We start from the raw sequence: 18,253 nt of genomic DNA on the forward strand, positions 1-18,253 counted from the left end.
TCAGCTCCGTAGTTGAAAGGGGGATGTTTTGATTCCCGTTACTGAAACCAACTCTTTCGTTCGCTCTGTGCCGCACGCGGTTTCGTCGCTTCAGGCATTGTACTGGAATTGGCTGCAGTCGGGGGTGGAGAACGTTTTTCTTGATCGGTATCTAAATTCGCTGAGGCATTCGCCTGAGCATTCATGTTTGGGAAGAGCCACTCCAGTGTTTCCCCCATTCCTTCAAACGCGCGTCGTTCAATGGTTGGTGAGTGGACGGGACCGCGGACGTCCATCGTCCAAAGTGTATAGCGGTCTCCTCGAAGCGGCCTAACGACACTGGTGAACACATTTTGTGGGCTGACTCGCGTATTGAACGTTAGGTCCAGTTCACGCCGTCCGTCGAGTGTCCCGGTGCCTTGCAGGGCAACCCAATCACCCCACAAACGGAGATCATTGAAGGTGATCAAATCCCCGAATATTGTGAAATCGACCGACCCATCGGTAAACGCAACGTCTTCGCTTGGACGGATGCGTAATTGGTTGAGAACCTGCATAATGAATGGCAATTGATAGACGTTGGCACCTGAGATTTTCGCATCACCGTTGCCTTTCAAGAAATCCATCGTCCCGAGACTGCCGGCAAACGCGGCATGCCCACTAAGGACTCCTGACAATCCATTGTTGCTATGACCAAGATCGGCTAACAATGTTGGAACCGAAGCATTTCGCAAAGTAAAGTCGACGTTGAAATTGCCCGACGATAAGAGTAGGTCACCTTTCATTTCCAAGGTTCCGTCGAAGACCCGCCCCATCATCGGCCGCTTAGAGAGTGATCGAGGATCGTAGGCGGATGTGTTAAGCGGAGCATTCACCCATGCAGCATTTGAAATAGCGTCATTTGCAATCGCGGCCAATCCAAAATCCAAACGATCATCGACAACTTGAAACGGACCACGAATCGCTGTGATTTGCAAGTCGTTGATATGCATCGAATCGATGGCCACTTCACCTGCAGCGCGGATGCCATCCTCATCTCGTTGGCCATTGACTTTTATCTCGCCACGTAGTGAATGGACTGGGCCAACGTCAGCAATTCGGTTGCCTTCAAGTTGTAGTGTCACATCCCAGTTGAAATCAGGTTCACTGTGAAAACGGTCGGGCAGCGTCAATTTCGTTGCCCCACGAATGCTTAGGGGGCCTCTTAACTGTAATCGTCGCATCGCTTCGCGCATCGCGCCGGGAAGAGCGCCGATCAGTTCCGCATCGGGCAGAAGACGACTCCCTTCTTTAAGATTGAGGGACAATTCCCAACGGCCACTTGGCCCACGTACGCAGATACCATCGGCTGTCAAACGCGATGCGCCATGCTGTCCTCGAAGCGAATCGATACGGACGGTGGAACCATCGTAGCGAACGGTCCCGCCACTGATGTCGATACGATAGGGTAGGGAACAGGGCCGCATACTAAGACTTCGATTATTGACCTGCGACGAAGCAAATTGACGAGCGGTCAGATCGACTTCGATCGGATCACCATTCTGTTGCATCGAAATCGACACTTCCGCCTCATCGAGAACGCCACCTGGTGCGATCGAATCCCAAATCCGCTGGGCCGATTCTGGCAGCGACAAGCGTAGCGATTCGTCCATTGGAATGGTGGACACTTGGAAGTCGAGTTGTAACTGTTTCGGATTCACCAGGGAATTGTCAGAGCTAGTGATTCGGAATAGATTCGATTCCGCGGTGGACGGTTTTGGGATTTGGTAAGTTCCATTGCAAAGGACAACGCCCGAGTTGGCGCTCATGCCTCGAAAACCAACCAAACGAACCAAGTCATCTTCGATTTCGATTTGGCCCTCGACGTTGTAGAGCGGGTAGGCGAATTTTTCGTAGCGCAAGTGCCCGTCCTGTACTCTCAAATCAAGCTGCCGGGTCGTCCGACCGGCGGCATCGGTTCCAATCGTAACACTCGCTAGATGGATACGCCCACGCGGACGAAGGGTACGGACAAATGATTCCAGTTTCGACTGTGTGACCCCGCGATGGGACAACGCATTGATCAACGTGCTGTCAATGGCGATGGATCCATCTGCCGCCGCTACAAATGTTTTTTCGTTGGTGATTCCAGGACGAATGGGCAAGCGAAACATGCACCGCAATCGATGGCTGTCGATTCGTCCAGTCACCGAATCGCTCGACGCGATCCCGTTTTGAATTTCGATTTGGCCCACCACGTTCTGCACGGGGTAGGGGAATTTCTCATATTGAACGTCGACGCCTTTGCAGTTCACGATTCCACTTGTGTCCCAAATCCCATCACGGCAAATGACGTCTGCGTTCACATCGACCCGGCCATACGGTTGAAGCTTGTTCCATGCTTCCCGCATTTTTGTTGTTAAGCTATTGGCAAAGGAAGCGTCGAGGAGCAGCCCTGCGATCGAGATTCTTAGGTCGGCATCGCATGGCATTTGGTAGCCATGAATACGTCCGTTCGCTCGGACCAAAGCATCGCCAAAAGTTGCTTGCGATGCTTCGATGTGGATCTGCTTCGGAGTTGCAGAAACAACCCCGTGCAACTGTGTGATCGGTTTGGGCAGTTTCGGATGATGAAAACTGCCTTCGTGAATCGTGGTTCGAACCGCGAAATTTGGTTTCTTGCCATCGCATAGAAGGGCTGCAATCGACAGATCACAAATGCAGTCGAGCCCCCGTGATTCTAGCAGTGGTTCTTGGAATGCCAGCGGTAGGTTATCAAACAATCGTTGCTCAATGCGCAAATTGCGAACGGTGCAGCGGATGTCGTGTGTCGCTTTTGTCTTTTTGATTTCTGCGTTGATACCGTCCGCGTAGTCGGCTGAGCCCGAAACGGTAATGACTTGGTCAATGCTACCGTCAAGCTGCGGGCGATTTAGCAAGCTGATGTTTGTCAACTCGGTGGTGATTGGACGGCGTGAAGTATCATTTCCATAGAGGTGGATTTTGGCGTCACGCACATCAATGCGCGGGCAAACGGGGCCGAACTTCGGTAGTGGCAACAACCTTCCAATCGATGCAATGGCATCATCCGAAACGGTGATGTTCGCGTCGATGCCGGTCAGAGCGATTCGGGTCGTCGTTAAAGGGATCTCTTTGTCAAACAGTTTTTCGGGGTGGACGTTTGCAAAAACGATCATCCGTTTGACCGAGATCATTTCACGAAGTGGTCGAGATGTTGCCGATCTGTCGGTGATCAACAAATCATCGAAGACAAGCCCGACTTGCGGTTCAAATCGACCACGACGAATCGAAATCTCGATCTCTGTCACGCCTTGCGAGGCATAGTGATTCTGGAGTGCTTTGAGAAAATGTCGGCGTGCTTGTTCGCCGATTGTATCGGGGGCCAACATCCGAGCGGTAAACACGATGGCCGTCAGAATTAGCGCAGCCCATAACCACTTCGAGAGGAAACTCGATTTCGCGTCTTGCGGAGCAGCACGACTCGGAGACACTCGGGCGATGCCATTGCATAAAAGGAAGATGCGTCCATGCTTGTGCAGAATCACCGCAAAGTGCGGCGATTGTTACACAACCTACCTCCGCAATGGTACGCGCAGAATCAGTTTGCAATCCAGCCCAAAAAGTCCCAAAACCGATAGATCCAAGGCGACTGCCAGGGCGTGTTGAGTGACGTCGAGACGGAAAAGACGCTCAATGCAAGCAATGTCATGAAAATGCCTCGCCCGCGCGGTTTTTCCGCCATCACGTCGACGACCGGGGCAATAATGATCAACCACATCGGTGTAAACCACAAAACCCAGCGGAAACAACAACTTACGCCCCCATAATTACGGTCGATCGTTGGTCGAAACAGATAAAATAGGATGCAAACGAGGCTGGCGATGAGCACACACCTCGTAAAACGCCGGAAATCGTAAGGCCCATGATCCATGCCGCTTTGGAAGCCCCATGGTAGCAATAGCCAGAGGGGGGTCAGCGAAAAGATCCCATAACTCCCTAGCGTCATATTCAAAAAGTATCTCGGAATCGACGCTTCCCCCTTATCAACACCCTTCCGCTGGCCCGCTTGCCAATAACTACCTGGGTATTCGTACCAGTCGTCCCAATCGTGAAGCGACCACATCTCGGGGCCTTTTCGAATCAACGCAAACAATTTGTTTTCGGTGGATCGCACCAACCAACGATTTTCTTCATCCGACGTCTCAATTGAAATCTCGCTGTCCAAATCGATCGTATTGTCTTGTTTTAGCTTGCTTTCCACGATCGCTTCGGAGGGAGGTTCAGCCGACGATTCAAAATCGGTGATATGCCACCCTGTCCCACGATGGGCATAGGCGGGACGGATACTTTCATGGGCAATCCAATTGGTACCGAAAAAACCGATCGCAACCACCAACACGCCGCCGAGAAACGGGGCCAACGATCGGATGTCGATCATATTGAACAAGAAAAACCACAACACGAGCATCGCCAATGCTGGCAATTCGTTTGCGGCGACAAATGCGGCCGCAAACCCGGCCAAGAAGTACCATTCCAAAGGAACAAAGGTGGATTGGTCGCTAACCGTTTCATCGGTCTTCTCAGCCGACATCAAGTAGATGTACGTTACCAAGGAAGTGAATGCGACCGCGACGAGATGATTGTTTAGTGACATGGCAAAGGGGAACACCATCGTTCCGCCGACGATGGCTAACGACAAGGCGTAGCGAGTCCAATTGCTTGCCGTGATTCGTTCGATCGATGCAAAGCTAGTCGTGATGAACAGAGCCAGTAGCGGCAAATTAACGAAGATTAGGATCACGCGAGGCGCATAGAGCGGATCGGTGGACACTTGCAGACCGGAGAACAGGTGGATGAACCACGTGACTCCAGCGACGATCGTCGGAAACAGCGGCGGTTTGCTGCTGTAATAGTGCAGTTCCCCATCATCACCCCGGTGTCTCACTTTGTCGATCGTATCAAAAGGGCGGTGTTTTCCCGTTTTATCCTCGATTTGAATCAGTCGATCGATTTGATAGGTGCCGTCTTCGGCTAGCGCCGCCACGGTTGCCCAACGACTACGATCGTTGGCACTCAAGAATGCCGAATTACCATCTTCACTCGTTGCCGACGCAATCCGCCCAGCCGCGAGCGCGAGGGCGAAAAGGAGAAGGACCAAGTATCGATCTCGGCGTCGTTTCCTAGCTTGTTCGTCTTTATGCATCATCTATTGTTTTAAGTCATTGCTGTTCGATTCTTGAGCATCTGACACACCGACGCGGTCAGCGATGCTATAGGGATCATTTCGTTCACGCGAGAGCGAAACGATGAGTTCGGCCAACAACCCAGCCAAAAAGAACTGTGCTCCGAGCAGAACCGCCAAAATGCAGTAGTAAAAGATCGCCGTCGCGTGCAGGTTGAGATCGTCCATCGTGGTCGACAAACGCGAAATGACCCACATCGCCGACAGGTAAACGATTCCCAATCCTCCGACGGCGAAGCAGCTCAAACCGGCAGCTCCAATGAAGTGAAAGGGACGATTGGCAAACCCGGTCAAAAAGTAAATCGTAACCAGATCCAAAAAGCCCTTGAAAATGCGGCTGACCCCATATTTCGAATGGCCAAATTCACGAGCGTGATGTTCGACTTCGATTTCGCCAACTCGCCAGCCTTTGCTGCTTGCCAACACCGGAACAAATCGATGGAGTTCTCCATACAGTTTGACTTCGTCGAAAATCTGGCGTCGGTACGCCTTGAAACCACAATTGTGATCGTGTAATGCAACACCCGTTAGCTTACTAACCATCCAATTGAACACGCGGCTCGGCCAGACTTTATGCCAAGGGTCGTGACGAACCCGTTTCCAACCGCTAACGACATCGCACCCGGTAGCCAACTTCTTCAAGAATCGAGGAATCTCTTTCGGGTCATCTTGTAGATCGGCATCCATGGTGATGACAATATCTCCAATGGCGGCGTCAAAACCGGCTGACAATGCGGCGGCTTTACCAAAATTCCGCCGCAGCCGAATGGCTGCGATCCGAGAATGATCGGTCGCTAACGTTTCCATCACTTGCCACGATTGGTCACGCGAACCATCGTCGATCAATATCACTTGATACGACAAATGCTCTTCCTCGCACAATGACTCAATCTTCGAGCAGAGCGTTTGTAGCGATTCTTCTTCGTCCAAAACGGGAATGACAAACGATAACATCGGATTGGGGGCAGGCCGATCGTCGAGCGATTCGCGTGACAGTCGGTTCGTCGTAGGATCGCCTTCAAAAATGAGTTTTTCGGAACTTGACATCGACTTCGCTTGATTTATTGCAGGAGGGCTTGGTTTATTGCAGGAGGGCTTGCGTCTATTGCAGGAGGGCTTGGTTTATTGCAGGAGGTAGGTTGGTCCTCTTCTATCTTTTGCGTTAGTGAATGATCCGGTTCGAAGTTGAATCGCCAATCATAGCAACTCATCCAATATACCCCATTAGCGGTAAACGCGGAGATTCTCCGCACCATGATGTCGGTTTTTTCATTGTTCCAAAATAGTAAGCGAGTTTGCATTGGGCTATAGCGAGGGACGGTTCCCTGAACGACTGGGCAATAACAGTCGATTTTCCAGCGTCACAATCGGCACAATGCTCACGCGATGAGCTTCATTTCATCGCATGCCAATGCTGTTTCTGGCGTTTCAGGACGAGGGTGCGTGGTAGAACGAAAATCTTTGGATGTATCTCGATGCGATCAACGCCATCAGACACTCGACGACGATAAAAACGAGGCGGGCGAGGATCGCTGCCAACAAGGCTTGGGTGGCACCGATCGCCAAGCCTAGAATCGTGGCAAGGACAAATTCTCGCACGCCCGCACCACCGGGAATTAAGGAGACGAATCCGATCACCATCGCAAGCGAAATCGCGGCGGTTGACATCGGCCATACCGACAAGAAGGCTGTCTTCCAATCCGGAGGAGCCGCTGCCGATGGGATCGCCGAAACGAGCATGGCGAACGAACTGCCAATGCACAACCAAGACAAAATCGACCACCCCCAACCGCTCGCACAGGCGGCCCAAGCGCGACTGCCCAGCCGTGTGTCGCGTCCTATAAGCCGGTTGGTTATCGGTTGTAGCAGCGGCGGTAATGTTGGCAGACTGGCGACGATCGCCCCGATCACTGCGGCAGCGAGCATCCAAGGCGGGACTGGCAAGGTGCAAATAATGACACCCGCAACCGCCGCTCCAACCGCCATCATCATGAAGGTCTCCAAAAACACACTAATGGTCGCAGGCACGGCGGGCACCGAGGCCTTCGACAAAGCTCCGACTCGCATCACGACGACCATTGCCTTGCCAGGCACGTACTTGCCGATATGACCGAGTGTTTGTGCTGCGATAATGAGCAGGCGATTCGGACGATGTCCAAACACGGACAACCATCCACCGAGCACCATTGCGTTGGGAAGCAGTCCAAGGGCGTACAGTGCCGCTGCCATCGCAATCCGCGTCCAGTACAAGTTTCCAAGTGTTGGTAGACTGCGACGCATTTGGTCTCGCTTTTGAATCAACGCTACCCGCTCGTCAGAATCCGGCTGGCTGGCAATTTTCAGTTCAACTTGAGTCACTTCTTCATTCAGTCGGCTCGCTTCAAATCGCCACTGCTGAACCGCCGAGCGGGTTGCCAATACCAGGCCGACGATGACCACGATGATGACAATCCGCTTCAAAATTCGGCGAAGCATTGATTTTCGCCGAGCAGCCTGTTCCAATCGCTGCGTGCTTTCGGTTTCCGTTTTTGGCATGGTGGCAGTTGGGCTGAGCTTTCCTTATCGAGTAGTAGCATGAGCCTGGGTTGCTCAAATCAGGGCTCGTCAGCAAGCCACATCGAGCAAGTCCACTCCCCCCGGACTCGCGCCCGGGTCCATTACCTGCCGTCGCTATCGCGACGATGGCAAGAATGAAAAACATACCGGATTTGCTCTTGAAAACCGGATTTTGAGAACCCGCGGCTCTAGCGCCGTCTGCTCCGTTTCCGGTCGCTGGCGACCGGACAGGGCTGGGTTTTGCACGAACCTTCGACAAGCTATACTGCAAAAGTGTAAACGCAAGTTATACTCGCCCTCGTAGCTCAGGGGATAGAGCACCGCTTTCCTAAAGCAAAAAGGCAACCCTTAGACCCCGCTAAAACACCGTAATTTACGGGGTAAATCGTTTTCGGCTACCCTCTATCACCCCCTATGATCCGCCCTTCGGGGCGTCACTGACGCCCCGTTTTTTGAGCATTACGTCAACAAAAAACCGCAAGACCTATTTTGCCAAACGGAGTACTCCATCGCTGGATCCAATGACGAGGGCCCCAGCGATGGCGGCAGCCGCAACACGACGCGGCTGGTGATGAGAGACTGCGGTCGACCGTCGCCGGAAAACGCGTCGGCGGCCGGTGACGCCGAAAACTTTGTCACTGCAGTGACGCATGAAACAGCGCCCCGTTTGGATGATCATCAACTCACGCTCTCGGAACTTTTGAAAGGACAGTCATGAGTGATTCTATATCGGGGAGGTTCCTGTCACCCCAGGTCAGGAACGGGGAAGCAACACCGGCAAGTCTTTTTCCAAGCCTAGGATCTCGCGATAGACTCGGGGGGCCACGGGATGTGGTGGTAAAGCTGATTTTTGAAAACCAAGACGGAGAAGACGAACAAGAAGGAATAATTTACCTCGATTCGTACCAAGCAAAGAAACTTGGAGTAAGACTAATCGAGCTGTCTGCGGATTCACAGTCTCGCAGGAAATAGTTTTTTGGGTTGGCAAGCGGCACGCCCGCCGTGATTTGAAGGGTAGCCCAACCAGGAAGTTGGCTTGCATGGTGCGGGACGTCCCGCATAACCGGCGGCCGTTTCTGATGTGGGCCGTGGCTGTGGCTTGCCATGTCAAATGATGACCAATAGCGACAATGCAAAATGCCACGTCTGACCACATCCGCACCAACAAAAAAACCGCACCAGTTTCCTGAATACGGTTTCGTCTATTTGCTGGTGATCGTTTCCTAGTCGAGATAAATCCGTTTGGCTACCAAGTTCGGAATGACCATTTGCGGCGGTGGCACAATCTTTTGAACCAGCCAACGCCAAATCCTGCGGGTGGTGGGGAAGTTCATCGTGCTACCATTTTGTTGGTTTTGATCGCACCTCAGCCGCCGTCGCCTCGAACGGGTTGAAATCGTCGTCGATTGGTCGGTACTCCACCCAGGGAACCGAATCGTCATCACCAGACGCACCGCATAGCGTCCATTCGTCTAGCAGGCTGGCTGGTATCCCATCGGCATCGTGAAACGCCTGTAGCAACGAGGACTCGCCAGCCAGTGCGTCATTGGCCTTGATGTGCGTCTCGACGTCGTCATACTGCTGCCGATCTGTGTAGGGTAGCTGGCCAGCGGGGTAGAAGATTCTCGTACTCATCGCAATTCAACCTTTCGCCCGATGTGGGCGCATGAAAACGCCGCTCTACACGCTTAGAAAGCAGGCAATCACACCTGCCCGCTGGCCTTCACTCCCCTGCCTGTGCAAGATCAACGCTTGGGATCCCAGCGACGTATAGAACGGCGTTCTCATTCTCATTTATCCATAGATGTGATTGCTGGTCTTGTCGCTCCTGGTGAAGAAAACCAAAAGCCAAGTCGAGTGAGTTTCTAAGCACAATCGACAACCGGACTGCTCTTAATTTGTCGGATACTGCGGGCGGCGTCAATAGCGGTTGTTGACAGAGCTTGTTGGGTACGTCGGCATCGATTGTATGAATTACGTAAATCCGGTTTTCACTCAAAATAGCTCATCCCATGGTCGGACTGCGGAAAAACGGTGTTTAGCAATGTTTTGCAGGGCACTGCACCTGCATGCGGATTTTAGGCTAAACTAAAAGAGATGCACCAAGCAAAACGAGGACTACAACAATCACTCTTCCCGCTCGAACACAATCGCTTTACGGCCGTCTCGGCTCCCGGGGCATAGACCGCAGGTTCGTTCGTAAATTTATCCTACCAGAATGGTGGGATGACAATGCTACGAGTACGGACGCTGGCTATACCGAACTGGCGCTGCGGATTTCCCAAGGTATTGGTTTTTCTCTTGAATCTCTACTTCAAGACGATGGTCCTCCGCAACTTGTCACTTCCGGTAATTGTAAGTTCAAAGGTGAGGCGAGATTAAACGACCAGGATTCAGTCGTGGGAATCTGTAAGCGTGCGGCAGAACTCGCGACTGCGGCTATAGGCGGCCTGCCTAGTGAGCTTGTCGGTATCGAGCCTGAACAAATTCGCAACGAGATTTTGGCAGATGGTAATTCTTGGGTGGATCTTGAAAACCTCACGGAGTATTGCTGGTCTCGAGGGGTTCCTGTTCTTCACGTGACCAATTTCCCTTCTGGCATCCACAAACCAGACGCTATGCTTATTTCGGTTCATGGGCGGCCTGCAATTATCATCTGCAAGAAGAACAAACAGCCCGCGTGGTTATTGTTCTTTTTGGCCCATGAACTCGGGCACCTAATTGCGGGACATGTCTCAGGCGACTCGTTGATTGTCGATTCCAAGATCACCGATGATGTGGATGAGAAAGATGATGAGGAAACCATTGCAGACAAGAACGCGATAGCAATATTAACTGGAAGTGAAACTCGCAGCTATCGAACGAATCGAACACCACCAAACGCCTCTCACCTTGCCAAAATCTGTCAAAGAAAAGGCATTAATGACAGTGTTTATCCTGGCCACATTGTTCTAAATTACGTTCACGGATTGAGCGGTAGTTTTCATGCTCTTGGAGCGGCCGCACTTCTTGTGTTGTATCCGAACGCCAATGCTCAGAAAGTTCTCAATCGATGCCTCGCCAGAAACATTGACTTCGACGAACTCCCTGAGGACCACGCAGAGTATTTGATGCGGATTGTCGGAGCGAATGAACGTTCTAGCTGACAATGACGCGTTGGTAAAATTGGCTCAATGCCGGTTGCTTTACGAAGTACTGCAGTGTTTCAGCGACGGTTCACGATATGTTGCTACTGAGACTTTTAATCCGTGGCTTCGACGAAGACTTAAAAGCAGAAGGCTCCCTGCTATTGTCTCTGAAGAGATTGATAAGATTTCGCTCACGACAGTTGAACTAATCGACTCCCAAAAAGAGATGCTGATACAACTCGCCTCTCCAAAGATCGATGCAGGAGAAGCGGTTCTGTTTTCAGCTGCGTATGGCGAACCATCGGTGATTGTATGCACCGGAGACAAGCGAGCAATCCGAGCATTGGCCGAACATCCTCTAGTTACCGATTTTGAAGCCGGGTTCCGCAGAAAATTCTTGTGTATCGAACAGGCTTTGCTTTTGGCAATACGCGAGCATGGCTTTGACCCAATATTGCGAAAAGTGAACCTTGGGCTTTCCGAGAGCCTTCCTCTTGACACCGCAATCCGCTCTTCATTTGGGAGTGGACGCGATTCAACCGAGGAAAATGTCATATCGTCGCTGACTGGCTACATTGAGGATCTCCGCAAGGATGTGGGTGATTTGCTGTTCAATTCAAGTGATTTGTGATTCGTTTGAATGGCAGCTAAAGCTGCCTGGCTCACTCACCCCGAAGAAACGCAATCAGCACGCCACGCCGAATACGTCGCCACCTGGATCCCGGCATTTGCCGAGCGGGAAGGAGGCCCATCGAAATCCACTTTCTCAGTGTGGCGGTGCTGACGCCTGCGATTCTGGAAGCCTCGGTGATCGTCAAAAGATTGTGGCTGTCATCGGCGTCATCGTCGCTATCGTTCTGCTCGATCATCATCGGTGCACACTACGAAACGGAAATGAGAAAAGGAACCGCCGCCCAAGATATACGGCGGTCCCCCTCACCAGCCAACGCAGCTGATATGTAAAAACCGCTCACGCCAAATAGCCATGACGCGAGCGGGGGTGCGGACTCACAACGCCAAAAGGACGAAACAGCGAGCAAGCCACGCACCTTGGTCTGTCTATCGACCAACTGCCTCCCAGAGTGTTGCACGAATCACTTCCGCAACATCGTTAACCGCTGGCCGTTCCGGTAGAATACGCCGTCCTCTTGTCCGTCCCTCAGCTATCGCTATGGCTTCGATTATCTTCTGACGCATGTGGTTCAACTGTTGATCATAGCTGGGTGGCTCCTCTGAATCCGCCGAGCCATGTGCCATTATTCGGCACGCTTGTTCCTTCAAGTTTTCGGGGATGTCGGCCGCTTCGAGCAAATCATGTAGTCGTTTCCATCGGACCCCGTACCACTGGTGCGTATATTCCTGACCGTTCAACGCACAATCCAGCTGATACACAAGTTCCATCATTTGCCGCGATCCATCACCAATAACCTCGCCACTTCTGGCGCGTTCAACTAGCTCTTTTCTGCTGATAGCCAATAGGCAAAAGACTGGTCCGCCACCTCGAACAGACATTACGTAAACCTCCCACCGTTTCTTTGATTCTTGACATGCTTGGCCGTGGCCGCTGTATTCTTCGCAGTTTGCTGAGACGCTTTTAATTGTTCTCGCTCGAAGTTTCTTACAGCACCTCCCACGAGGTTTGCCGCAAATGCCGAGAAGGTTCCCGACGGTCCAGTGCGTCGCATCGTTTCTTCGATCGCCGCATCTTGCTCGCTAGCTTTTTCTTGATTTCGCTTGCGAGCGGCTTCAAAATCTGCCTCCGCTTGCGAAAGTGCTCGGTCAGCCTTCGTGTCGTCGAAGTCGCCAATACCTCGCAATCGTTCAATCTCAGCTTTTCTAGCGTTGAGTTCTTCCAGTGGAGTACGCATCGCATCGGCCATCGCATTGGCTTGCTGCTCCATCGTTCGCATTGCGTTGTCGAGGTTGTCGTTCGCTCGAGTGCGTGCATCCGCCGCATCATCTTTGTTGATCCGACCCGCTTTTTCGTCGGAGTCGATTTGCCTGTTAACTCGCTTATAGATTTCAGCCGGTGAAACGCCTTTATCTCCCCATTCCTCAGCCTTCGTGAATATTGCGTCCGCTCGCTGGCGGGATGCTTCCTTTTCGGCTGCCGCTAATTCCTCAATCACTTTCTTCTTTGCTTTGAGGACTTCGATCTGTTTGATTTGTGCTTCCGTAAGTCCTTCGTCGGCTAGCCGCTTTCGATCGGCTGCGTCCTGTCCTTGTTCGAGTGCTAGAATTTCCAACTCGATCGCTTTGACCTTTTCAGCGAAAACATCGCTGTCACCGTCGGAAGCACCACTTTGACTTCGACGATCCAACTCGGCTCGCATTTTGGAAGCTTCCTCGTGACTGACTTCGCCGGAACGTTCCATCTTGTCAATGATGTCTCGTTTTTCTTGCTCGACTTCCGCTGGTGTTTTCAATTCGTCCTTAAGTGCTTTGGCTTCTGACTCGCTTTTGTTCTTCTTCCTGGCAGTCTCAATCTTCGCCATCAACGCGTTAAGTTCTTTTCGAGCTTCATCCGCATTGGAAGACACATCGAACGAGACCGACATGCTGGAAAGATCAGCTAACGTAGACGCCAGTTTTCCCGCTGCGTCTAGCGGATGAGTGATCGAATAGACAATGGCACTCATCGAGGACATAGCCATCAACGTCAAACGGACAAAGAAACGCTCGCCCATAGCGAGTGCTTCGCCATACATCCACTTGAAAGCGTCGATAACTCCCGCGACGCCCTCCCAGAATGCAAGCCGGATCCCTGCCCACAATGCTTCTGCCGCCATTCCGTAATCGCCGACGGACAAAGCACCCATCAACGTGCTCGACACAAGTTTGATGACTCCGACAACGCCCGATACCATCGACTTGACTTTGGACCACGCAGCACCGAAGTCTGTAACGGAAACAAGTAGAGAACCCAACACGCCCGCTATAATCGCACCCTCGGCAAGGAATACAGCACCGACAGCGCCGACGGCCAATATGATTGGTGTGATCGGTGCGAAGACGACAGCCCAGAATGTTGACCATGCGGTCGTTGCGATCGCGGCCGCTGTGGTCCAGGCGGCCGACACTGTGAACGCTGCGGCCGACATCAATGACGCTGGAGCCAATGCCGATGACAGCACCCACGTAAATCCTGCCCACGCCGTTGACGCGATCCCTGACGCTGCGGTCCACGCCGCTGCAAGGATCCCGCTCTCAGCAATTCCTTTTGCGGTAATTGCTGAACGAATCATGCTGTATGCCGTCCAGGCTGCAGCGGAAATACCTGCCGATACAGAGTTAGCGCTGGTGAACGCCGTGATAACAGCCGACAACCCCGACCAGGCTGAAGCAATAAAGGTTGCAGCCGCACCCCACGCTGTAGTCGCAACGCCAGCCAATGACGCGATGACTCCACTGGATGCTGTCCAGGCGGACATGATGAATCCAGAAGCTGCCCCCCACGCAGCCGAGACAAACGACGAAGCCGCGCCCCATGCAGCTGAAGCGATTGCAGCCGCCCCGGTTAATGTCGCATCAACCCCGATCATTGCGGCCGAAATCGCGAAAGCAGCACCGCCCCACGCAGCGGCGACAATCGCGGCACCCGCAACCCAAGCCGCTGTGCTAAGTGCCGATGACAATACCGTCGACAACACGGACCAGGCCGTCGAGATAATATTTGCCGTTGTCGACAGAATTCCTCCCAGTGATCGCCACGCAACCCCGATCGCTGACGCAGCAACAGACCATACCGTCTGCAGGATTTTTGCGCTGATGATCGCTTTGATTTGGAATGCGTAGAACGTATAGGTGGCAGCTTTCCACGCGATCGAGATCCCAGCCGTTGCTATATTTGACGCGGTGACAAATGCACCGATCCCCATCGCCGCGGCTTTTGCTGCAGCTCCCGCTGCGATCATGCCAGCACCAGTTACACCGACGGCGACCGTTGCGGCTCCGGCTGCGTAAACGAGGTCCGTGTTCGCTTTGACGAATTTACCTATCCCGTTGACCGCTGTAGCTGCCAGACTGACGAAATCGCCCATCGATCCAATCATCGGTCCACCGAGTGCCGCAGAAACGTCCATGATCGCGGACCACAAACGTTTCTTCGCATTCGCAAACTCGTCAGCGGTTCGAACCGCATCGCCCTGAGCTGCGATTGTGCCACGCATAATGATGTTAAGGCGGGCCTGTGCCTTGGCTGCGTTGTCGGTGATTGCTGGGTCCAGCCCCATCGCAAGCATTTCTTGCTTCACAGCCGTTTCGGTGAGGATGACACCATACTTCTTCATCACTTCGCCGGATCCGGTCATCGCAGCCATCAAGTCGGCAAAGACACGATCCGTTTCCATATCGTTGAACGAACCGAGATCAACGGCAAGTTTCGATAGCGTTTTGCTGACCCCTGTTGCATGTGCCGGCATCATCCCCATCGGGACGAGCAAGTCTTGCATCCCGGCCAACATCCCCGACATTTCGCCCTGGGTGGTTCCGAGCGTTGCCGCCATCTCGTCGGACCACTTACGCATCTCAGTGGCCGAATCACTGAAAACGACGTTGAACTTACTCATCGTTTCTTGGACGCGAGACGCTGCGATCAACGGTCCTGCCAGTGCGGCACCACTTGCGGCGCTCATCATCGCACCAATGCGTGTTATTTTTGTGCCCAGTTTGTCGAGACTATCTTGGACGCCCTTCGCGCCCTGTTCAATTCGATTGCGAATGCCGATTTCGACATAGCCTTCGCCAGATTTGATTGCTGCTAACGCCATCGACTAGCCTTTAATTAAAGTGAAGTAAACGTAGTGGCTGACTGTAACTGTGTGTACCGGGGTTCAGCATTTCGAGGGAAAGCAAATCGATCTAGTGAAGTACCTTTGCCCCGGGGGGGGTACATGGGCAGGAACGCGGTTTCTAGACGCTCCTGCCCACTACGACGATCGCCAAACATTTATTCCTGAAGGGAAACAAACGCACGGTGCTGACGATTCGTCGCTTTCCCCCTTATTCCGCTTCAATGCCAGTAGAGCGAACACCGCCGCGATATTCGGCCATGGCAACGCCTATGTCGCTATACCCTCGCATCGAGACGCCCAGAACGCTGAACTCGGCTTCGGCTGTTTCGATGACTGGTTCGACGCGGCCGCCCAAAGCAACGATTTCCGCTACTGGCAAAATCTCGGGATCCGCGAGTAAGTAGTAAGCCGAAGCACTGTGTCCCGTGAACGATGAATCGCTCATGTAAGGCGATGACTCGGGTGTGAAGCGATCCTTCCAAACATTAGCGTCAGGTTCGTCGGTGGATCCCTTGATTTTCTCCGAGTTCATTAGCTGTAGCGAAGTAGTTCTGAGAAGCGTCGGAACCAGAAGGATCGAAGGCTGTACCCCAATCGGATTACCGTTTGGATCGGTCTGGGCAGAAAATACTGCCTCGGCTGCAGCCAGCCCAACTGTGCCCAGTGGCTCTGTGCTGACATTATTGTTCGCGTCTTTGAAGAATGCTGAGTTGTTCAGGAACTTAGTCCAGAAGATTCGATTCAGCATCAACGCAGCACCACGGCCGAGTTGCTTTGATCGATTGACCAATGCGCCAAGGTCATCGTTGACGACATCCGTCCGAGTGATTGTCAGCATCCTGGCATAGGTGTCCGCCTTGTTTGTGTAGTCGGTTTCTCCTAGGTTGCCATGGACGATCGAGCCATCTGGAGCCAATCTTTGGAACGCAACATCCCCAACGAGCGAAACCGTAGTTGTTTCTTTGAAGTCTGTGACGCTGCGGATAGCGGCAATCCGAAGTGGGGTAGTGTCGGCAGATTCCCAGCCTGCCATCAAAAACTTGTTGGCAACGTTGCTAAGAATTTTCGGTAGCGAAACCGATGAGAAACCACTGGCAGATAGGAAGCCAAAAGCGTGTCGGTGTGCTTCGATCGAAACTCTTGGTTCATAATTTCCCCGGTAGCCATTTTCTGCAGCCGCGGTGAGGATCAATTGGTTCAGTCCACAGCCACGGGGGAAACGACGATCGGACTCCTCCAATGTCGCGGCTGAATAGTGGTTATCGATCGACGGCAATCGGCCTGCTTTGCAGATTGCGGCTTCGAGGACTCGACTGTCGCTAACGGTGTGGAGGTAGTTGGTTTCGACGCTCATTGCATGGCTCCTGTAAATGAATTGGTTGACTGACCGGATTCTACTGCCTGTCAAAAGTCGTGTTGCCAGAAAATGGCACGTAATCGATGTTGACTAAAAACACTGCGAGACAATCAGGGTTGGTGCATCGGGTGCGTCTAGTTCGGGTGCCATCTGGTTCAGGCCACGAGCGTAACGTTTCAATCTCCTTGCATCCGCAAACCTCGCAGCGAGCTCGGCAAATGTAGACGGTCGGCAGTCGTTCGTTTTTGTTGCTCATCGTTCGCTTCCAATTTCAGACGTGTCCACTGCCGGTCGCGGCTCCTTTGTTGCCCAGTTACCTGGCGGCGGTCCTACGTCGATATGGAGCGACCTGATAGCCAAGCCTGATTCATCGTTCGGTTGCTCGATAACTCGGACCAACCAGGGTCGTAGGTCGGTAGCTTTTGCAATCGCGAGCAGACTGCCAGCGGGGATGTCGTGTTGCACTCGGCCAACTAACGCGCGGCCGTTGTCGATGGTGAGCGGGATCAACACGCAAATGGTTTCGCTCGTTTGTTTCGCTTCGCTCGTTTCATTCATTTGATTCATTCACTTCGGTTGTTTGTTTCGGCGCGAACGTGATTCGGATTGTGAATCCTGGGTAATGCCATGACCTAAGCGATACTCGCACATTGCATAGCAGTAACTCACCTAATCGTTTCGCGTCACTCGTTGCTCGCTCGGTGCAAACGCTGTAATACGGCTCCAAGCAAACGTGACGCTCGCCATCGGCCTTGATGACGAAAGGGTGGTCCACAAGGTGGCTGTACCCTGCTCGGTCCAGCACATGGGTCAATTGCTCCCATGCTCGCCTCTGTGGTAGATCACCCCGCTCGGCCGCCTGACGCATCGCGGTCTTGAGCCACGGCGGGTCGGAGTAGGTCGGTTCCGGTTCGGTCAATCGCCATGCACGACGAACCGCTTCGATTTCGCGGTCTTGGTCGATTCTCGACGGTGGTGCGGTTGTTCGGTTCATTTTTGTTTCGCTCGCTTTATTCATTTGATTCGCTTCGTTTGTTCCATTCATTTGATTGCCTGCCAGGGAAGCATTCGCGTCCGCCTCTTGACTCCCGATGTTCACTAGTTTCTGGTCCAGGTGGTCCAGGTTTTTCGCGTTTCTCGCATCGGACCTGTAGTCAGTGTTTTCTATTCATCCTTTTAGTCCTGTAGCGGGGTGTTT

The 18,253-nt window shown here is 52.8% G+C and carries 13 protein-coding genes; 2 read left to right on the forward strand and 11 right to left on the reverse strand.

Annotated features, from left to right (window positions below; all coding sequences use genetic code 11):
* Positions 1 to 38: 38 nt before the first annotated feature.
* The 5 genes from Q31b_RS19800 to Q31b_RS19820 all read right to left on the reverse strand — a co-directional run bounded on the left by Q31b_RS19800 (position 39) and on the right by Q31b_RS19820 (position 9,412).
* Positions 39 to 3,470: a DUF3971 domain-containing protein gene (locus Q31b_RS19800; protein WP_146601355.1), complete on the reverse strand. Its 3,432-nt coding sequence runs from the start codon at positions 3,468 to 3,470 to the stop codon at positions 39 to 41.
* Positions 3,471 to 3,577: 107 nt separating this feature from the next.
* Complete coding sequence (locus Q31b_RS19805) at positions 3,578 to 5,185, reverse strand: hypothetical protein (RefSeq protein ID WP_231617712.1); 1,608 nt, start codon at positions 5,183 to 5,185, stop codon at positions 3,578 to 3,580.
* Positions 5,186 to 6,268: a glycosyltransferase family 2 protein gene (locus tag Q31b_RS19810; RefSeq protein ID WP_197171887.1), complete on the reverse strand. Its 1,083-nt coding sequence runs from the start codon at positions 6,266 to 6,268 to the stop codon at positions 5,186 to 5,188.
* A gap of 381 nt (positions 6,269 to 6,649) precedes the next feature.
* Complete coding sequence (locus Q31b_RS19815) at positions 6,650 to 7,756, reverse strand: lysylphosphatidylglycerol synthase domain-containing protein (RefSeq protein WP_146601356.1); 1,107 nt, start codon at positions 7,754 to 7,756, stop codon at positions 6,650 to 6,652.
* A 1,359-nt stretch (positions 7,757 to 9,115) separates the two neighbouring features.
* The gene (locus Q31b_RS19820) at positions 9,116 to 9,412 is read right to left on the reverse strand and encodes a hypothetical protein (protein ID WP_146601357.1); all 297 of its coding nucleotides are present in this window, start codon (positions 9,410 to 9,412) and stop codon (positions 9,116 to 9,118) included.
* 764 nt (positions 9,413 to 10,176) lie between these two features.
* Between Q31b_RS19820 and Q31b_RS19825 the strand changes: the two genes are divergently transcribed.
* Together Q31b_RS19825 and Q31b_RS19830 are read left to right on the forward strand one after the other, a co-directional pair.
* Complete coding sequence (locus tag Q31b_RS19825; protein ID WP_146601358.1) at positions 10,177 to 10,923, forward strand: hypothetical protein; 747 nt, start codon at positions 10,177 to 10,179, stop codon at positions 10,921 to 10,923.
* Positions 10,924 to 11,131: 208 nt separating this feature from the next.
* On the forward strand, positions 11,132 to 11,536 hold the full coding sequence (locus Q31b_RS19830; protein ID WP_146601359.1) for a hypothetical protein: 405 nt from the start codon (positions 11,132 to 11,134) through the stop codon (positions 11,534 to 11,536).
* Positions 11,537 to 11,567: 31 nt separating this feature from the next.
* Here Q31b_RS19830 and Q31b_RS19835 read toward each other — a convergent pair whose 3' ends face one another.
* From Q31b_RS19835 to Q31b_RS19860, 6 genes are all read right to left on the reverse strand, one after another.
* Entirely contained in the window at positions 11,568 to 11,777 is a 210-nt protein-coding gene (locus Q31b_RS19835) for a MerR family DNA-binding transcriptional regulator (RefSeq protein WP_146601360.1), read from the reverse strand.
* Positions 11,778 to 11,964: 187 nt separating this feature from the next.
* A complete protein-coding gene (locus Q31b_RS19840; protein WP_197171889.1) occupies positions 11,965 to 12,417 on the reverse strand; it encodes a hypothetical protein in 453 nt (150 codons plus the stop codon).
* Positions 12,417 to 15,674: a hypothetical protein gene (locus Q31b_RS19845; protein WP_146601362.1), complete on the reverse strand. Its 3,258-nt coding sequence runs from the start codon at positions 15,672 to 15,674 to the stop codon at positions 12,417 to 12,419. Before Q31b_RS19845 ends, Q31b_RS19840 begins: the two co-directional genes overlap by 1 nt.
* A gap of 232 nt (positions 15,675 to 15,906) precedes the next feature.
* Positions 15,907 to 17,052: a phage major capsid protein gene (locus Q31b_RS19850; RefSeq protein WP_146601363.1), complete on the reverse strand. Its 1,146-nt coding sequence runs from the start codon at positions 17,050 to 17,052 to the stop codon at positions 15,907 to 15,909.
* A gap of 255 nt (positions 17,053 to 17,307) precedes the next feature.
* Positions 17,308 to 17,613 (reverse strand): hypothetical protein, encoded by a 306-nt coding sequence (locus Q31b_RS19855; protein WP_197171891.1) that lies wholly within the window; start codon positions 17,611 to 17,613, stop codon positions 17,308 to 17,310.
* Positions 17,606 to 18,049, reverse strand: coding sequence for a hypothetical protein (locus tag Q31b_RS19860; RefSeq protein WP_146601365.1), 444 nt, complete (start codon positions 18,047 to 18,049; stop codon positions 17,606 to 17,608). The genes Q31b_RS19855 and Q31b_RS19860 overlap by 8 nt, the downstream gene beginning before the upstream one ends.
* Between the last annotated feature and the right edge of the window lie 204 nt (positions 18,050 to 18,253).

Source organism: Novipirellula aureliae, assembly GCF_007860185.1.
Lineage (GTDB): Bacteria > Planctomycetota > Planctomycetia > Pirellulales > Pirellulaceae > Novipirellula_A > Novipirellula_A aureliae.